The following is a 13,932-nucleotide window of genomic DNA, read 5'->3' on the forward strand; positions in this document are numbered from 1 at the left end:
GTCCGGACCGCGCCTAGGCAGTCATGTTCCATAAAACAGCCTCATGGCGCATCTGAACGCTTTCAGGGTTGATGGCCGCCATCATGCCTGCTGCACATTCCTGTTGCGGGAACTGTGCCGCAGCGTCCTGCGCGGCCTTCATGTCCGTCCAGACGACATAGTCAGTCCAGCGGCCGTCTGCGCCCTGGCTGAGCTGTCGATGGGCAAAGCCAGGTGCGCTGCGAACAAAGGCTTCGGATGCCTTGCTGAGCTTTACGAACTCTTCAGGGGTGGTGCCGTTGGCAAGAGTGAAGGTGACGATTTCAGCAACATGGGTCATGTGAGTCTCCGTTGACCAGGTTTCGATGCCATCGTTCTAGCCACTTCCAACTGACATAAACCTGTCAGTTGGAAAATGCGAGCCCATAGTTTTTTGCAGATGAGGTCAATTTTCGCCCTCAATCTGTGCCGGATCCCTTTTGGGACAGGGCCTGGGGGCGTAAACACGGACCCAGTTCATATTCCCGGCGCACAAGGGCGCCGATGAAAAAGGAGAAATGAGATGCTGAACAATATTGGCCTTCCCGGTCTTCTGCTGATCGCCGTTGTGGTTCTGGTTCTGTTTGGTCGCGGCAAGATCAGCTCGCTGATGGGCGAAGTCGGCAAAGGCATCACCGCGTTCAAGAAGGGCGTGAAGGACGGTTCGGAAGAACTGGAACAGGACGCGTCGGAACTGGCCAAGGACGTGACGCCTGAAACCGAGAAAGACAAGGCGTAAGCGCAGATGTTTGATCTGGGCTGGACCGAACTTCTGGTCATCGGCATTGTCGCCCTGATCGTTGTCGGGCCGAAGGACCTGCCGGTTTTGTTCCGCAATGTCGGGCGGTTTGTCGGCAAGGCCCGTGGCATGGCACGCGAATTCAGCAGCGCCATGAACGAGGCCGCCGATCAGGCCGGTGTGAACGAGATCAAGAAAGGTCTCAACGCCGCCGCGAATCCGGTTGGTTCGGCCATGGACGGCGTGAAACAAGCCGCGCAGGATATGGCAAAAAGCATGGATCCCACCAAGTTCGATCCTGACAGCGAAACCGGTAAACTGGCAGCCGAGCGAGCCGAACAGGCCAAGAAAATTCAGGCCTCAACGGCCCGCGCTGCCGCCGAGCGCAAGGCCAAGGAAGCTGCCGAGGCACTGGCCAAGGCCGAAGAAGCCGAAGCGGCGCTGAAGACTGAAGGCGAAACATGACCAAGACCGACGAGATCGAAGATACCTCGGCCCCATTGATCGAGCACCTGGCCGAGCTGCGTACGCGGTTGATCCACTGCGTCGTGGCTTTTCTGGTCGGGATGATCATCTGCTTTACGGTGGCCACGCCGATCTTCAATTTTCTGACCAACCCTTTGTGTGAGGTCCTGACCGAGCGCGGACAGGATTGCGGCCTGATCTTCATCTCGCCGCAGGAAGGGTTCTTTGTCGCGATCAAGGTTTCGCTTTTGGGGGGCTTCATTCTGGCGTTTCCCTATATCGGGATGCAGATGTGGCGCTTTGTGGCTCCGGGCCTCTACAAGTCAGAGAAGAATGCGTTTCTGCCCTTCATGCTGGCTTCGCCCTTCATGTTCCTTCTGGGCGCCAGCTTTGCTTTCTATGTCGTCACGCCCCTGGCCTATGACTTCTTCCTTGGGTTCCAGCAATTCGGCGCTGAAGGCGAAGCCGTGGCCGATGGCGCAACGGCTGCACCGCTGAGCGTGGTGTTTCAGGGTTCGGCACAGGAATACCTGAACCTGACGATCAAGTTCATCGTGGCCTTTGGGCTGTGCTTCCAATTGCCGGTTCTTCTGACCCTCATGGGCAAGGCAGGTCTGGTCAGCTCTGAGGGTCTGGGGGCCGTGCGCAAATATGCGGTGGTCGGCATTCTGGTGCTGGCGGCGATCGTGACGCCTCCTGACGTGATCACGCAGATTATCCTTTTTGTGGTGGTCTATGGCCTTTATGAGATTTCGATCTTCCTGGTGGCCCGGGTTGAAAGGAAGCGGGAAGAGCAGTTGCGGGCTGAAGGTTACTACGACGATGAAGAAGCCGAAGCGGACGAAGATCTGATGCGGGAATTCGAAGACGACAAGTAACCTGCTGAAACAACAGCCGAGGCGCGCCCCGTTCGGGCGCGCCTTTTTCGTTCGCGGGCCTTGTTGCGCCAATCAGAACATGCTTTGAACCGATCCGTATCTGACCGGAGAAGCCGATGGACGACCAAGCCCTGAACCGTATTGCTGCCGCGTTGGAGCGCATGGCGCCGGCGCCTTTGGCCACACCGGATTTCAATGCGGCCCCTGCCTTTGTCTGGCATGTGGAACCGGAACGCCTGGAACCGGTCGAACAGATCAATCGCGTCGATCTGGATCTGCTGGTCGGCATAAATCGGTCGCGCGACACGTTACTTGACAACACCCGCCGCTTCGCGGCCGGCTACAAGGCAAACAATGCACTGTTGTGGGGCGCGCGCGGGATGGGCAAATCCAGCCTCGTAAAGGCCGTCCACGGCACGCTGAGCGCAGATCATCCTGACCTGAAGCTTGTGGAACTACAGCGCGAGGATATGGCCTCGGTCGCGCGTCTGCTGAACCACCTGCGCGCGGCGCCTTATCGGTTCATCCTGTTTTGCGACGACCTTTCGTTCAGTCACGATGACCAGCATTACAAATCGCTCAAGGCCGTTCTGGATGGCGGTATCGAAGGTCGCCCGGAAAACGTGGTGTTCTACGCGACCTCGAACCGCCGTCACCTGATGCCGCGGGACATGATTGAAAATGAACGTTCCAGCGCCATCAACCCGTCAGAGGCGGTCGAGGAAAAGGTATCACTGTCCGACCGCTTCGGTCTGTGGCTGGGATTCCACCCCTGCGATCAGGACGAATATCTTGCCATGATCGACCGCTATTGTGCCGCCTATGGCGTTTCGGTCGATGCCGAAATCCTGCGCGCCGATGCAATTGAATGGCAGGCCACGCGCGGATCGCGTTCAGGCCGTGTCGCGTGGCAGTTCTTCGTCGATCTGGCCGGGCGGAACGGCGTTCATATCGCCTGATTCCAGCTTCATCTGGCTAAAAATATCCCCGCCGGAGGCATGGCCCGTCAGGGCCATTTCCTAAAGCAGCGCCAGGATCCGCGCAGCTTCATCTGCGGTGCTCGTCAGTGCATCGCGATCTTCGCCCGGGTGGAACCGGGCACGCACGGCGGTCGGCATCGGTGCTGGTTCCACGATCGAAACGCGCGGACCGGTGCGTTCGGTCTCGGCCGCCCAACTGCGGGCCAGCGCCATTTGCGCGGCCTTGGTGGCACCATAGATGCCATAGAACTTGTGACCGGCTTTCGGGTCATCGAAAAACACCGCGTGGCCGTTTTCACCCAGCAGCGGCGCGACATATGGGATCAGGACCGAGGTTGCGTTTGCATTCGTGTTGACTGCCTTGGTCCATTCCTTGGGGTCAACGAAATGTACCGGTGTCAGCGCCGAAGTGTGAATGGCCGTATGCAGCCACAAATCCACCTTGCCCCAACGGTCATGGATCCCGCGGCACAGGGTTGCCATCGCGTTCGGATCAGTGATGTCCATCGGTGCCAGCGTGGCAGAGCCACCCTTGGCCTTGATGCGATCGTCCAGTTCTTCCAGCCCGCCAGTGGTCCGGGCGACGGCGACAATGTGGTATTCGGGCGCCAGCGCTTCGGCCAGGGCAGCGCCCAGCCCGCGCGAGGCCCCGGTTATCAGGGCGATTTTGGTCGTATCGGTCATGCCTGCGGTTTGAACCCCCGCGCGCGGGGCGTCAAGATGTGATCAGCCGCCGGGGATGGCGATACGCCGGGTCTGGCCGCTTTGTCGCAGCATTATGCCATGCTCATCAATCGCGATAACTGTGCCCGAGGCAACGCGGCTTCCGGGTTTTACTTCTTTCACGCGGCCTGATGACAGGCGCATCAGGGCGCGCATATCCGCTTTCGGCCCGAATACGCCCAGAACCGAGACGGAATTCTTCTTCAGCGCGCCCCGCTGTGTGGCCGCGCTTTGGACTTTGGCGTTTGACATGATCCGCGGACCGGGCTGTGGCCCGGACCCCTTTTTGAGTGAGTGGTCGCGGCCAGATAGCAAAACGCTCAAGCGAACAAAAGCGCTGCACGGACAGGTGTCATCACGATTTGGCGCCCTTGAAAAAAGCCCTTGTGATTGCGTGGAATTCGCCGACTGGTTGTGGCAGATTTCCACTCATTCACATCCCATGACAGCAATCAAGCCGGTCGACAGCTATCGGTTGGCCGGGATGTTCCGCCGTTTTGATTCGCTTTTCAGAATGGAAAACTGACGGTGTCAGTCCCGTTTCGTCCGCTCAGCCCGAGGCCAGTTTCGCCGCGTTCCAAGACTCGCCCGGAACCTGCATGTCGGCGCGCTTCTGGCTGACACGGCTGCTGTTCTCCAGATTGTCCAGATAACCTTCGCTGACGCTGCCCGTGATGTACTTGCCGTCAAAACAGGAACAGTCGAAGGCTTCGATCTCGGGATTGCCCTCCTTGGCGGCCCAGATCAGATCTTCCAGGTGCTGATAGAACAGGGCGTCGGCACCCAGTTCTTCGCGGATCTCTTCGATTTCCTTGCCGTTCGCGATCAGTTCGGCCTTGGTTGGCATGTCTATACCGTAGACATTGGGGTATTTCACCGGCGGCGAGGCGCTGGCGACATAGACCTTCTTGGCCCCGGCATCGCGGCACATCTGAACGATCTTCTTGATGGTGTTGCCCCGTACGATGGAATCGTCGATCAGCAGAACACTGTGGCCGTCAAATTCCAGCGGCACGGCATTCAGCTTGCGGCGGACGGATTTCTGCCGCTCTGCCTGACCCGGCATGATGAACGTACGCCCGACATACCGGTTTTTCACCAGCCCTTCGCGATAGGGGATGCCGGTGATCTTTGCGGCTTCCAGGGCCACGGGGCGGGCGCTGTCGGGCACCGGGATGATCCGATCGATTTCCAGCCCCGAGTCCTGAATCTGTTTCGCCAGCGTCTGGCCCATGCGCATCTGCGTCTTGTAAACCGAAACACCATCCAGCAAAGAATCCGGGCGCGCCAGGTAGACATACTCGAATATGCAGGGTGTCAGCTTGCCTTCGACCGCCTGAAACTCGTGCATATTGCCGTCCAGATCGATCAGGATCGCCTCACCCGGGCGAAGATCACGCAGCTTTTCAAAGCCGTTGATGCCAAAGGCCACGTCTTCCGAGGCAAAGGCGTAATCATCACCGTCTCCGTCCACTTCGCGTTTGGCGACCGAAAGTGGGCGAATGCCAAACGGATCGCGGAAGGCCAACATACCGACACCCGCGACCAGACAGATCACGGAATAGGCGCCCTGAACGCGTTCCATCGTCATCTTCACACCGGCAAACAGATTGCGGATGGGTTCGCCGTTGCCATTCACCTTGATCGCGTCCGCCACTTTGTCGGCCAGCACGTTCAGAAGGATTTCAGAGTCTGACGTGGTGCGCAGGTGACGGCTGTATTTGCCGGTAACCTTTTCGCGCTGTTCGGCGGTGTTGGTGATGTTGCCGTTGTGAACCAGATAGATGCCGTAAGGGGCGTTCACGAAAAAGGGCTGCGCCTCGGCCGCGCTGAGGGACCCCGCCGTCGGATAGCGCACATGCCCCATGCCCACACGACCCAACAGGGTTTCTGCATCCTGGGCGTTGAACACATCCTTTACCAGACCGTTGGCCTTCTTTTCCCGGAAGAATTCGCCGTTGTAGGTCACGATCCCTGAGGCATCCTGACCCCGGTGCTGCAACATCAGCAGCCCGTCATAGATTTCGGCAAACACATCATGTGTCCGGCTTGCGATTCCCAAAATCCCACACATTTAAGGGGCTCCAACTTCTATGACGATTTGACCTGAGGGTTGACCGCCGTTCGGCATCGGATCCTCTGCAAGGCGCGTGCGGTCGGTTTGGTGGCAGGCGACAAAGACGCCAATAGGGCGACCATCACAACGACCAGCGCGCATTCGAACAGAAAGAACAAGATCGGTGGCTCCGATTCCGTGGCGGGTTGGCCTCCACATAATGCCTATTGGCGTGGCTGTCATCAAAGTATCACACTCACCTATTGCCGCAGGTCGGGATTTCGCGGATCGGGGCAGGGTCAGGAAGAAGATGACATGTGCAATCAAATGTGCTGTCATGCTAATTAATATGTGCAAAACAGGATGGGTGAAGCACGCAAAGGGCCGGAATGTGGCAACATAAACCTCAAAAGAAGCAGGACCGGATCAAACAACGGTGCCACAGGTGCCGGGGAATGGGCCGGGCGCCCTGTCAGATCTGCAACGGGGCGGGCGAAGTTGTCAAAAGCCGGGATATTCTTGGCAAACCGATCTCCAGCCGATGCGACGGGTGTTTTGGGCTGAAAACGATCCGCTGCACGGTCTGTGGCGGGGAAGGGTATGTTTGAATCGAAAAAGCCCGGACAGTGCCGGGCTTTCATCACGCAATGCACCCCAAGATTACCCGTCAGTTGGTGCTGTGGTTTCGGGTTGTTCGTTTCCTGCCGTGCAGCTGGCGACCAGTTCTTCGTATTGTGCAGTCACCCAACCCAGAGCGGCTTCGGGGTTTTGCTCTTCAATCTGGCTGCTGAACTGCTCGAACACTTTGGCCGAGCGGCTTTCGTCCACGATTGTATAGGATTGGCCGGTCATGACCGTATCATAGACAAAGAAGGCGATTGCAACCAGCAGAATGCCGCGCGCGATGCCGAAGAACAGCCCCAGCGCCTGATCCAGACCGCCCAATGCCGAGCGCTGCACCAGCGATGAAAACAGCGGTGTGAAGATACTGACCACAATCAAAGCCACGGCAAAGACGGCTGCAAAGCCGGTGATCACCGACAGTTCACAACTGTCGCGCAGGAAATCTCCGACCACAGGGATTTCTTTGACCAGCGGCACAGCCTGTGGGGCAAAGATGAATGCCAGAACGGCCGCCGCGACCCAGCCTGCAATGGCCAGAACTTCGCGCATGAAGCCACGTGAGTAGGCCAGCAAGCCCGACAGCACGATGATCAGGGCGACGACCCCGTCAATTATAGTAAAACCTTCCATGGCCCTCGCCTGTTCTTTTTCTGCCCCTCGGGGCGCGACTTTAACCTGCTCCGAAGGTTTCGCCAACAAACCCCACCAAATCAGAGGGTCGGGTGAGTGTCAGACCTGCCACAGTGCCGGTTTTGCCACCAGCCGGAGCAATTGCCGCCGTGAAACCAAGTTTTTGCGCTTCTTTCAACCTGTTTTCGGTCTGTGGGGCCGGTCTAAGTGCCCCGGACAGCGAGATTTCTCCGAAAACGACCGTGTCGGCGGGCAATGCTGTGTCTTCTCGGGCACTCAGAAGGGCGGCAGCCACAGCCAGATCGGCGGCGGGTTCGCTCACTTTCAAACCTCCGGCAACGTTGAGATAGACGTCGAGCCCGGCAAAGGGAATGCCGCAGCGGGCCTCGAGCACCGCAAGGATCATTGCCAACCGCCCGCTGTCCCACCCAACAACGGTGCGGCGGGGCTGTGAGTGGGGCGAGGGTGCGACCAGAGCCTGCAATTCGACCAGCACGGGTCGGGTGCCTTCAATGCCCGCAAAAACTGCAGAGCCGGGGCTTGGCCTGCCACGTTCGGACAGGAACAGGGCCGAGGGGTTGGTCACTTGCGCCAGACCCTTGCCGGTCATTTCGAACACGCCGATTTCGTCCGCTGGTCCAAAACGGTTCTTGACCGCGCGCAGGATGCGGAACTGGTGGCCGCGCTCGCCCTCGAAATAAAGGACGGTATCAACCATGTGTTCGACCACGCGAGGGCCCGCGATCTGGCCTTCCTTGGTGACGTGGCCAACCATGATGATCGAAACACCGTGCCGTTTCGCAAACGTGGTCAGTTCATGGGCCGCGGCCCGGACTTGTGATACGGAACCGGGTGCGCTGTCGACATTGTCTGCCCACATCGTCTGAATCGAATCGATGATGGCTAGGCCTGGTTTTTCGGCTTCCAGCGTCGTGAGGATGTCGCGCAGGTTGGTTTCGGCGGCAAGTTGAACGGGGGCGTCCTCAAGCCCAAGACGGCGGGCGCGCATACGCACCTGTGCGCTGGCTTCTTCGCCCGAGACATAGATGGTTTTCACGCCCGCACGCGCGAAACGCGCTGCGGCTTGCAGCAGCAGGGTCGATTTCCCGATGCCGGGGTCTCCTCCCACCAACAGGGCGGAGGCCGGGACCAGCCCGCCGCCCAGAACACGGTCCAACTCCTCGACCCCGCAGAGGGTGCGGGGCGGCGGTGTTTCCTCGGTGGACAAATCCGTGAGTGCGATGGACTGGCCGCGTTTGCCGCCGAGGGATTTTCTGGCCGGGCCAGTCGATATGGGCGCGTCCTGAACGATGGTGTTCCATTCGCCGCAACCGTCGCAGCGTCCGGACCATCGTGTATGCGTCGCACCGCAGGCCGAGCAGGAGAAGGATGTCGTCTTTGCCATGACGCACTTGGTGCCCGAGCTTGGGCGGTTCTTCAAGCCCTTGCGGGCGTTCCTCACCGCCGATGGCGCGCTGCGGCCTCAGGCCCGGTTGGGCCATCGTCCGCAGCGGGCGCTGACGCGCCTATTCCGCCGGTCGAAGGGGCGACATTGCAACCACGCTGGACGCCTTTGAGGCGCCCTTGTTGCGCGGTGTGTGCAGTTGGGTCGACAATTCGGGCAGAAGCTCGAACAGCTCATCCCGCAGGCGGGTAAGTTGCGACCTGGCGATCGTCTCTTCCATTTCCACATCCCGCGTCCATTGGCGCAATTCGTTCTGGATGACCTGCGCCTCTTCCAGACGCTGTTGAAACAGTTCGATCTCTTCCTGTCGCTGTTGCAGGAACATCCGCGCGCGTTCGACCTGCGCATCGCCATAGGTCCGGGCCAGTTCGTGGCTGATCTGGCTCATCTGTGCGGCCAGTTCCAGGATCTCGGGCTCGAGCGATTGCAGGTCGGGGTGCTGGCGCAGAAACCCCATGCGTTCCTTGACGGCGTCAAACTCGGACGACATCATGAACAGCCCGCCGCGATCGGCGGCATGGGCCATTTGATACGCGTCCGCGATGTCATGCATATTGAGCGCAAATTTGCGGTGGTTGTTTTCCAGCGCCATCATTCGGGCATTGGCCGGCAGGTAAAACGCCAGCATGAGAATCAGCGCTGTCAGGCCAATCTGGATGGACATGCCGGCATCCTTTGCCGGTGCCTCGCCAAATCCGGCCTGCATCGAGAGCCAGGGCAATACGCCCAAAGCGGATAACAATGTGGCTGAAACGGCCAACAAGGCCGCCAAACAGATCAGGAAAAAAGTCAGTCTTAAAAAGGCATTCTGAAATTGCAATGTGATACTGTGGAGGGCGGCCATGATCGTCGTACTCCTTCTTCAAACCGGTACACACCGGGCCGAAGCGGAAGGTAATCAAACGATTGCGTACGATCCGCTGCGGACCCGAAAACTACAAAACACTGCTGCTCGAAATATGAAGATGATACTTAGATTTGTGTTTTCAATCAATTAGGTCTGAGCTTTTCGTGAAGTGGATGTCATCTCTGTAATATGACCCAGTGCGATCGAAGCCAAAATGCAGGCCGTGAACAGGTAGAGACCCCATGCCGTCTCAATGGTGGCGTATGAGATGCCCTTGGCCAAAGTGATGTAAAGCGCAATCAGGAAAATGTCGGCCATGGCCAGCTTGCCAAGGATATTGAGCGCAGGTTGGACGCGGGCATCCAGCAGGTTCCATTGGATCAGCGCGGTGCCGATGGTTTTGATGTACGGGGCGAAGAGCGCGAAGATGGTGACGATCAGCGCGAGGAAAACGTCGGATTTCCATAAGGACTGGAGGCCGGTGATGACACTGATTTCGCTGAGGCCGAAGATCGGCAGAAACCCCGCGCGCATTAGCGGGGCGAACCATGCGATGGGGTAGAGGATCAGGAGGGAGAGGGTGGCGAGGCGGAGAGGCATGACTGGGCGTCTAGGTAAGATTTCGAAATTTGCGGCGATGATTTGATATGGTTACCTTAAACCAGCACTCGCCACTGAGTTATTTTTAGACGGGGAGGAATGATGTCGGGTTTTGTGGCCTTCAAGTCAATTGTCGATCCATCGGACTGTGATTTTCTGGGGCATATGAACGTGTCCAAGTATTTTGCGGCATGTTCGGATTCCGTTTTTGCGTTGCAGGCAGAGTTGGGGCTGACGTCCGAAGACATGCGGTCAGGAAGAAAGCTATCCTTTGCGGTGGTCCATGCAGAAAGCAATTTCCTTGCGGAATTGAGTGCTGGCGAGGCGATCCAAATGGAAAGCGAAATCCTGAAAGTAGGAACGAAGTCCATGACTTTCAGCCACAAATTAGTTCGAGTGATGGACGGTGAAACGACATTTTCGACGGTTTTTATATGCGTCTTGCTCAACCTGCAGACAAGGCGCGCCGAAGCTATTCCTCAGGACGTTCTCGAACGCTCGGCAAAGTGGCTGGCAAAGAGCGAAGGTTAACGCACCGCCTCAATCGGTCCCTCTGCGCTCCCGCTGATGAACTGCTCAACATAGGGATCACCCGAGGCATCCATCTGGCTGACCGGGCCGGTCCACTGGATCACGCCTCCGTGCAGCATGGCGACGTTGTCGGCAATCGCGCGGACGGAACTCATGTCGTGGGTGATGGTCATCGCGGTGGCACCCATCTCGGTCACGATTTCGCGGATCAGATCGTTGATGACGCCGGACATGATCGGGTCGAGGCCGGTGGTGGGTTCGTCGAAAAAGATGATCTCGGGCTCGGCGGCGATGGCGCGTGCAAGACCCACACGTTTTTGCATGCCGCCTGACAGTTCCGCCGGAAAGCGGTCGGCCACGTCGGATTTCAGACCTACGCGGCGCAGTTTTTCGATGGCGATTTCGCGGGCTTCCTCGGTTGGACGTTTCAGCGAGCCGCGCAGCAGGCGGAAGGCGACGTTCTGCCAGACGGTCAGTGAATCAAACAGGGCCGCGCCCTGAAACAGCATACCGAACCGGGCCAGAAAGGCATCACGGTCGCCCTTGCTGGCGTCTTTGCCGTCCACATAGATCATGCCGCTGTCGGGCTTGATCAGGCCCAGAATGCATTTCAGGGCGACCGATTTGCCGGTGCCCGAACCGCCGATGATGACCATCGAGGTGCCCTTGGGGATCTCAAGGTTCATGCCTTGCAGCACGTGGTTGTCGCCAAAGGCCTTGTGTACGTTCTCCATCCGGATCATAGCGAGAAGAATACCCCTGTGAGAACGAAGTTTGCGGCCAGGATCAGTACGGCGGCGGCCTCGACGGAGCCTTTGGTGGCGCGGCCGACGCCTTGTGCGCCACGGCCGGAATTCATGCCGTAGTAACAGCCCATGATGGCCGCGATCAGGCCAAAAGCTGCACCTTTGACCAGCGATGAGACGATGTCGCGGGTTTCCAGGAAATCGACCGTGTTTTTCAGATAGGCGGCCGGGTTGAAGCCCAGATTTTGCGTGGCGACGGTGTAGCCGCCGGCAATTCCGATGATGTCACCCACTGCCACCAAAGCCGGCACAGTGATCAGGGCGGCCAGAACGCGCGGGGCGGTGAGGTATTTCATCGGGTGGGTCGACAGCGTGACCAGCGCGTCGATCTGTTCGGTCACTTTCATCGTGGCGATTTCGGCCGCGATGGATGAGGTCACGCGCGCAGCAATCATCAGGCCGACCAGAACCGGGCCAAGCTCTCGCACCATGCCGATGGCGACGATCTGGGGCACCACGGCTTCGGCGTTGAAACGCGCGCCGCCGGCGTAGATCTGCAACGCCAGCGCACCGCCGGTGAAAATCGCGGTCAGGCCGACGACCGGCAGAGACAGCCAGCCGATGTTCAGCAGGGCCATGCCAAATTCGCGCGGATAGAAGGGGGGGCGCAGAATATGCGAAATCGCATCAAGCGCGAACAGTGCCACCCGGCCAAAGGCCGCAAGCAGGCTCAGAACCGTGCGGCCCAGACCTTCGAGCGCGGTGAGAGGGTTCATTCCACATAGCCCCGCGAGTAGCGATTGCCCATTGATGTGAGGATCTCATAGCCAATTGTCCCGGCAGATTCAGCCAGATCATCGATGGTCTGATGGCCATTCAGGATACGCAGGCGTTCCGGGTCTTTGGGCAGGTCCGTGACATCCACCGTGATCAGGTCCATCGAGATACGGCCAACAACCGGGCAGGGCTGATTGCCGGCGAAGGCGTCGATGCCGCCCCCGATGGCGCGATGCAGGCCGTCTGCATACCCGGCCGCGACTGTGGCTATACGGGACGGCCGGCGCGCAACCCAGCTGTTGCCATAACCAACAGTTTCGCCCACGGCCACCTTGCGCACCTGGATGACAGGCAGATCGACCGTGACAACGGGTTTGGCATCCGCAAAGGGCAGGCCGCCATACAGGCCGATGCCCGGGCGGCAGAAATCGAAATGGAACTCGGGCCCCAAAAGCAAACCGCCGGTCGCAGCCAGAGAACGCGGCGCGGCGATACCGTCGGTCATCTCGCGGAAGGTTTTTAGCTGCTGCCTGTTCATCGGGTGGTCTGGCTCGTCCGAGCAGGCCAGATGAGACATGACAACGGCTGGGTTCAGGGCCTCGGCCCTTGGGCGCAGTTGGGCCCAGTCGGCGGGTTCCAGCCCCAGCCGGTTCATGCCACTGTCCAGCTGAATGCCAAAGGGATGGTCGGGCAGGGCCTCCATATGGCGCTGATACTGCTCGCCCGAATTGATCAGCGGCGTCAGATCATTGGCGCGCAGAAGGTCTGTGTCGCCCTCCATATGGCCGGAAAAGACAAAGATCATCGGGCCGGGGCCAACCGCATTGCGGACAGCGGCGCCTTCTTCTGCGGCCGCCACAAAAAACTTGCGAACGCCTTCCTCGGCCAGCGTATCGCTGACGGGCCCGGCACCCAGCCCATAGGCATCGGCCTTGACCACGGCGCCGGTTTCGACCCCGGTTTTCGCGTCGAGCGCCCGCCAATTCCTGGCGAGCGCCTGAAGATTGATCGTCAAACGTGCAGTACTCATGGCACTGTTCATGACATTGCGCCGCTTAAGGTCAAGAGGGAATGGCGCATTTACCTGTCGGTTTATGTTGGTGTTTGGTCTGTTGTTACGGAAAACACCAAAAAACCAGAAGAAATGGCAGCATTCCGCCATGGTTGCAGGTTTTTGGGATTGTCTTCACGTCAAGGTTAAAGCGATCCTGAGAGCCGGATCGTTCGGTTCCGGTAAAGACCGGGCGCAACGTCAACTCATGAGGGAGCCATGGATTTTTCTACCGGTTTGACCCGGGACCCGTCGGAGATCATCCGTCTTTTTGCCGACGTTTTTTCCGCATCGGAAGGGCCAGAGGAAGGGGCGGCAATAGGTGCATTCGTACGTGAATTGCTCAACACCACGCCGCCTGAAGATATCCTTGTGTGCACGGCTCTACAGGATCACGAGCTGCTTGGCTGTGCCATCTTTTCCCGGATGACGTTTTCGCAGGATACGCGCAATGTGTTCATCCTGTCGCCGATGGCCGTGCAAACGGGCAAGCAAAAAACAGGTATTGGACAGGCGCTGATTACCTATGGTCTGGATCGCTTGCGGGCGGCAGGTGTGGACGTGGCACTGACCTATGGCGACCCGGCCTATTATTGCAAAACGGGTTTTGTGCAGATCACCGAGGATACTGCTCAGCCACCGCTGAAACTCAGCCATCCGCACGGCTGGTTGGGACAGGCGCTAGACGGTATTGACCTGAAACCGCTGAAAGGCCCGTCGGGATGCGTTTCCGCGCTGAACAATCCATTGCTGTGGTAGGCGGGATCGGTTTATTCGCTTTGGTCGATGGCCTTGGTTCCAC

General features: G+C 58.8%; 19 protein-coding genes. 8 read left to right on the plus strand and 11 right to left on the minus strand.

The genetic code is table 11. The features are described from left to right. Positions 1-13: 13 nt before the first annotated feature. Positions 14-319 carry a hypothetical protein gene (locus I9184_RS04025; RefSeq protein ID WP_171231525.1) on the minus strand — a complete coding sequence of 102 codons (306 nt, stop codon included), beginning with the start codon at positions 317-319 and terminating at the stop codon, positions 14-16. 222 nt (positions 320-541) lie between these two features. Here I9184_RS04025 and I9184_RS04030 point away from each other — a divergent pair, with 222 nt between their 5' ends. The 4 genes from I9184_RS04030 to I9184_RS04045 all read left to right on the plus strand — a co-directional run bounded on the left by I9184_RS04030 (position 542) and on the right by I9184_RS04045 (position 3,059). Continuing rightward, positions 542-757 (plus strand): twin-arginine translocase TatA/TatE family subunit, encoded by a 216-nt coding sequence (locus tag I9184_RS04030; protein WP_152458176.1) that lies wholly within the window; start codon positions 542-544, stop codon positions 755-757. 6 nt (positions 758-763) lie between these two features. Then, a complete protein-coding gene (tatB, locus tag I9184_RS04035) occupies positions 764-1,222 on the plus strand; it encodes a Sec-independent protein translocase protein TatB (protein ID WP_152458175.1) in 459 nt (152 codons plus the stop codon). Beyond that, the gene (gene tatC / locus I9184_RS04040; RefSeq protein ID WP_209832913.1) at positions 1,219-2,100 is read left to right on the plus strand and encodes a twin-arginine translocase subunit TatC; all 882 of its coding nucleotides are present in this window, start codon (positions 1,219-1,221) and stop codon (positions 2,098-2,100) included. Before tatB ends, tatC begins: the two co-directional genes overlap by 4 nt. 116 nt (positions 2,101-2,216) lie before the next feature. Continuing rightward, positions 2,217-3,059, plus strand: coding sequence for an ATP-binding protein (locus I9184_RS04045; RefSeq protein WP_209832915.1), 843 nt, complete (start codon positions 2,217-2,219; stop codon positions 3,057-3,059). 60 nt (positions 3,060-3,119) lie between these two features. On the opposite strand, the gene I9184_RS04050 is transcribed toward I9184_RS04045, so the two are convergent. Next, the gene (locus I9184_RS04050) at positions 3,120-3,764 is read right to left on the minus strand and encodes an SDR family NAD(P)-dependent oxidoreductase (RefSeq protein ID WP_171632046.1); all 645 of its coding nucleotides are present in this window, start codon (positions 3,762-3,764) and stop codon (positions 3,120-3,122) included. Positions 3,765-3,806: 42 nt separating this feature from the next. Further along, complete coding sequence (locus tag I9184_RS04055; protein WP_152458171.1) at positions 3,807-4,055, minus strand: hypothetical protein; 249 nt, start codon at positions 4,053-4,055, stop codon at positions 3,807-3,809. Between I9184_RS04055 and I9184_RS04060 the strand changes: the two genes are divergently transcribed. Further along, entirely contained in the window at positions 4,054-4,329 is a 276-nt protein-coding gene (locus I9184_RS04060; RefSeq protein ID WP_209832917.1) for a hypothetical protein, read from the plus strand. The two genes, I9184_RS04055 and I9184_RS04060, sit on opposite strands and share 2 nt — an antisense overlap. A gap of 24 nt (positions 4,330-4,353) precedes the next feature. Here I9184_RS04060 and purF read toward each other — a convergent pair whose 3' ends face one another. The 5 genes from purF to I9184_RS04085 form a co-directional block, all read right to left on the minus strand. Next, positions 4,354-5,877, minus strand: a complete 1,524-nt coding sequence (gene purF / locus I9184_RS04065) for an amidophosphoribosyltransferase (RefSeq protein WP_171723152.1) — start codon at positions 5,875-5,877, stop codon at positions 4,354-4,356. Between the two features lie 642 nt (positions 5,878-6,519). Continuing rightward, positions 6,520-7,113 carry a CvpA family protein gene (locus I9184_RS04070; RefSeq protein WP_171632054.1) on the minus strand — a complete coding sequence of 198 codons (594 nt, stop codon included), beginning with the start codon at positions 7,111-7,113 and terminating at the stop codon, positions 6,520-6,522. A gap of 40 nt (positions 7,114-7,153) precedes the next feature. Next, the gene (radA, locus tag I9184_RS04075) at positions 7,154-8,518 is read right to left on the minus strand and encodes a DNA repair protein RadA (protein ID WP_152458168.1); all 1,365 of its coding nucleotides are present in this window, start codon (positions 8,516-8,518) and stop codon (positions 7,154-7,156) included. A 121-nt stretch (positions 8,519-8,639) separates the two neighbouring features. Further along, the gene (locus I9184_RS04080) at positions 8,640-9,422 is read right to left on the minus strand and encodes a DNA repair protein (RefSeq protein ID WP_209832919.1); all 783 of its coding nucleotides are present in this window, start codon (positions 9,420-9,422) and stop codon (positions 8,640-8,642) included. Positions 9,423-9,572: 150 nt separating this feature from the next. Continuing rightward, positions 9,573-10,025 carry a paraquat-inducible protein A gene (locus tag I9184_RS04085; RefSeq protein WP_209832921.1) on the minus strand — a complete coding sequence of 151 codons (453 nt, stop codon included), beginning with the start codon at positions 10,023-10,025 and terminating at the stop codon, positions 9,573-9,575. Between the two features lie 102 nt (positions 10,026-10,127). On the opposite strand from I9184_RS04085, the gene I9184_RS04090 reads away from it, so the two are divergent. Further along, positions 10,128-10,556, plus strand: coding sequence for a thioesterase family protein (locus I9184_RS04090; protein WP_209832923.1), 429 nt, complete (start codon positions 10,128-10,130; stop codon positions 10,554-10,556). Here I9184_RS04090 and I9184_RS04095 read toward each other — a convergent pair. Genes I9184_RS04095 through alr form a run of 3 tightly spaced genes read right to left on the minus strand, consistent with a single transcriptional unit; the run spans position 10,553 to position 13,109 of the window. Beyond that, positions 10,553-11,299, minus strand: a complete 747-nt coding sequence (locus tag I9184_RS04095) for an ABC transporter ATP-binding protein (RefSeq protein ID WP_152458164.1) — start codon at positions 11,297-11,299, stop codon at positions 10,553-10,555. The genes I9184_RS04090 and I9184_RS04095 overlap by 4 nt on opposite strands. Continuing rightward, positions 11,296-12,078, minus strand: a complete 783-nt coding sequence (locus I9184_RS04100) for an ABC transporter permease (RefSeq protein WP_171723157.1) — start codon at positions 12,076-12,078, stop codon at positions 11,296-11,298. Before I9184_RS04100 ends, I9184_RS04095 begins: the two co-directional genes overlap by 4 nt. After that, positions 12,075-13,109, minus strand: a complete 1,035-nt coding sequence (alr, locus tag I9184_RS04105; RefSeq protein ID WP_209832925.1) for an alanine racemase — start codon at positions 13,107-13,109, stop codon at positions 12,075-12,077. The genes I9184_RS04100 and alr overlap by 4 nt, the downstream gene beginning before the upstream one ends. Between alr and I9184_RS04110 the strand changes: the two genes are divergently transcribed. Then, positions 13,108-13,371, plus strand: a complete 264-nt coding sequence (locus I9184_RS04110; protein ID WP_209832927.1) for a hypothetical protein — start codon at positions 13,108-13,110, stop codon at positions 13,369-13,371. The two genes, alr and I9184_RS04110, sit on opposite strands and share 2 nt — an antisense overlap. Then, positions 13,350-13,889 carry an N-acetyltransferase gene (locus tag I9184_RS04115; RefSeq protein WP_209832929.1) on the plus strand — a complete coding sequence of 180 codons (540 nt, stop codon included), beginning with the start codon at positions 13,350-13,352 and terminating at the stop codon, positions 13,887-13,889. Before I9184_RS04110 ends, I9184_RS04115 begins: the two co-directional genes overlap by 22 nt. Positions 13,890-13,932 lie beyond the last annotated feature (43 nt).

Source organism: Ruegeria sp. HKCCE3926 (assembly GCF_017872515.1).
Taxonomy (GTDB): Bacteria; Pseudomonadota; Alphaproteobacteria; order Rhodobacterales; family Rhodobacteraceae; genus Ruegeria.

What these genes read in the sequence shown, in the direction of transcription:
- I9184_RS04070 (WP_171632054.1), bottom strand. Translation starts at nt 7,113, where the DNA reads ATGGAAGGTTTTACTATAATTGACGGGGTCGTCGCCCTGATCATCGTG.
- I9184_RS04080 (WP_209832919.1), bottom strand. Translation starts at nt 9,422, where the DNA reads ATGGCCGCCCTCCACAGTATCACATTGCAATTTCAGAATGCCTTTTTA.
- I9184_RS04085 (WP_209832921.1), bottom strand. Translation starts at nt 10,025, where the DNA reads ATGCCTCTCCGCCTCGCCACCCTCTCCCTCCTGATCCTCTACCCCATC.
- radA (WP_152458168.1), bottom strand. Translation starts at nt 8,518, where the DNA reads ATGGCAAAGACGACATCCTTCTCCTGCTCGGCCTGCGGTGCGACGCAT.
- I9184_RS04050 (WP_171632046.1), bottom strand. Translation starts at nt 3,764, where the DNA reads ATGACCGATACGACCAAAATCGCCCTGATAACCGGGGCCTCGCGCGGG.
- I9184_RS04095 (WP_152458164.1), bottom strand. Translation starts at nt 11,299, where the DNA reads ATGATCCGGATGGAGAACGTACACAAGGCCTTTGGCGACAACCACGTG.
- tatC (WP_209832913.1), top strand. Translation starts at nt 1,219, where the DNA reads ATGACCAAGACCGACGAGATCGAAGATACCTCGGCCCCATTGATCGAG.
- I9184_RS04025 (WP_171231525.1), bottom strand. Translation starts at nt 319, where the DNA reads ATGACCCATGTTGCTGAAATCGTCACCTTCACTCTTGCCAACGGCACC.
- purF (WP_171723152.1), bottom strand. Translation starts at nt 5,877, where the DNA reads ATGTGTGGGATTTTGGGAATCGCAAGCCGGACACATGATGTGTTTGCC.
- I9184_RS04100 (WP_171723157.1), bottom strand. Translation starts at nt 12,078, where the DNA reads ATGAACCCTCTCACCGCGCTCGAAGGTCTGGGCCGCACGGTTCTGAGC.
- I9184_RS04060 (WP_209832917.1), top strand. Translation starts at nt 4,054, where the DNA reads ATGATCCGCGGACCGGGCTGTGGCCCGGACCCCTTTTTGAGTGAGTGG.
- alr (WP_209832925.1), bottom strand. Translation starts at nt 13,109, where the DNA reads ATGAGTACTGCACGTTTGACGATCAATCTTCAGGCGCTCGCCAGGAAT.
- I9184_RS04115 (WP_209832929.1), top strand. Translation starts at nt 13,350, where the DNA reads ATGGATTTTTCTACCGGTTTGACCCGGGACCCGTCGGAGATCATCCGT.
- I9184_RS04110 (WP_209832927.1), top strand. Translation starts at nt 13,108, where the DNA reads ATGGCACTGTTCATGACATTGCGCCGCTTAAGGTCAAGAGGGAATGGC.
- tatB (WP_152458175.1), top strand. Translation starts at nt 764, where the DNA reads ATGTTTGATCTGGGCTGGACCGAACTTCTGGTCATCGGCATTGTCGCC.
- I9184_RS04090 (WP_209832923.1), top strand. Translation starts at nt 10,128, where the DNA reads ATGTCGGGTTTTGTGGCCTTCAAGTCAATTGTCGATCCATCGGACTGT.
- I9184_RS04030 (WP_152458176.1), top strand. Translation starts at nt 542, where the DNA reads ATGCTGAACAATATTGGCCTTCCCGGTCTTCTGCTGATCGCCGTTGTG.
- I9184_RS04055 (WP_152458171.1), bottom strand. Translation starts at nt 4,055, where the DNA reads ATGTCAAACGCCAAAGTCCAAAGCGCGGCCACACAGCGGGGCGCGCTG.
- I9184_RS04045 (WP_209832915.1), top strand. Translation starts at nt 2,217, where the DNA reads ATGGACGACCAAGCCCTGAACCGTATTGCTGCCGCGTTGGAGCGCATG.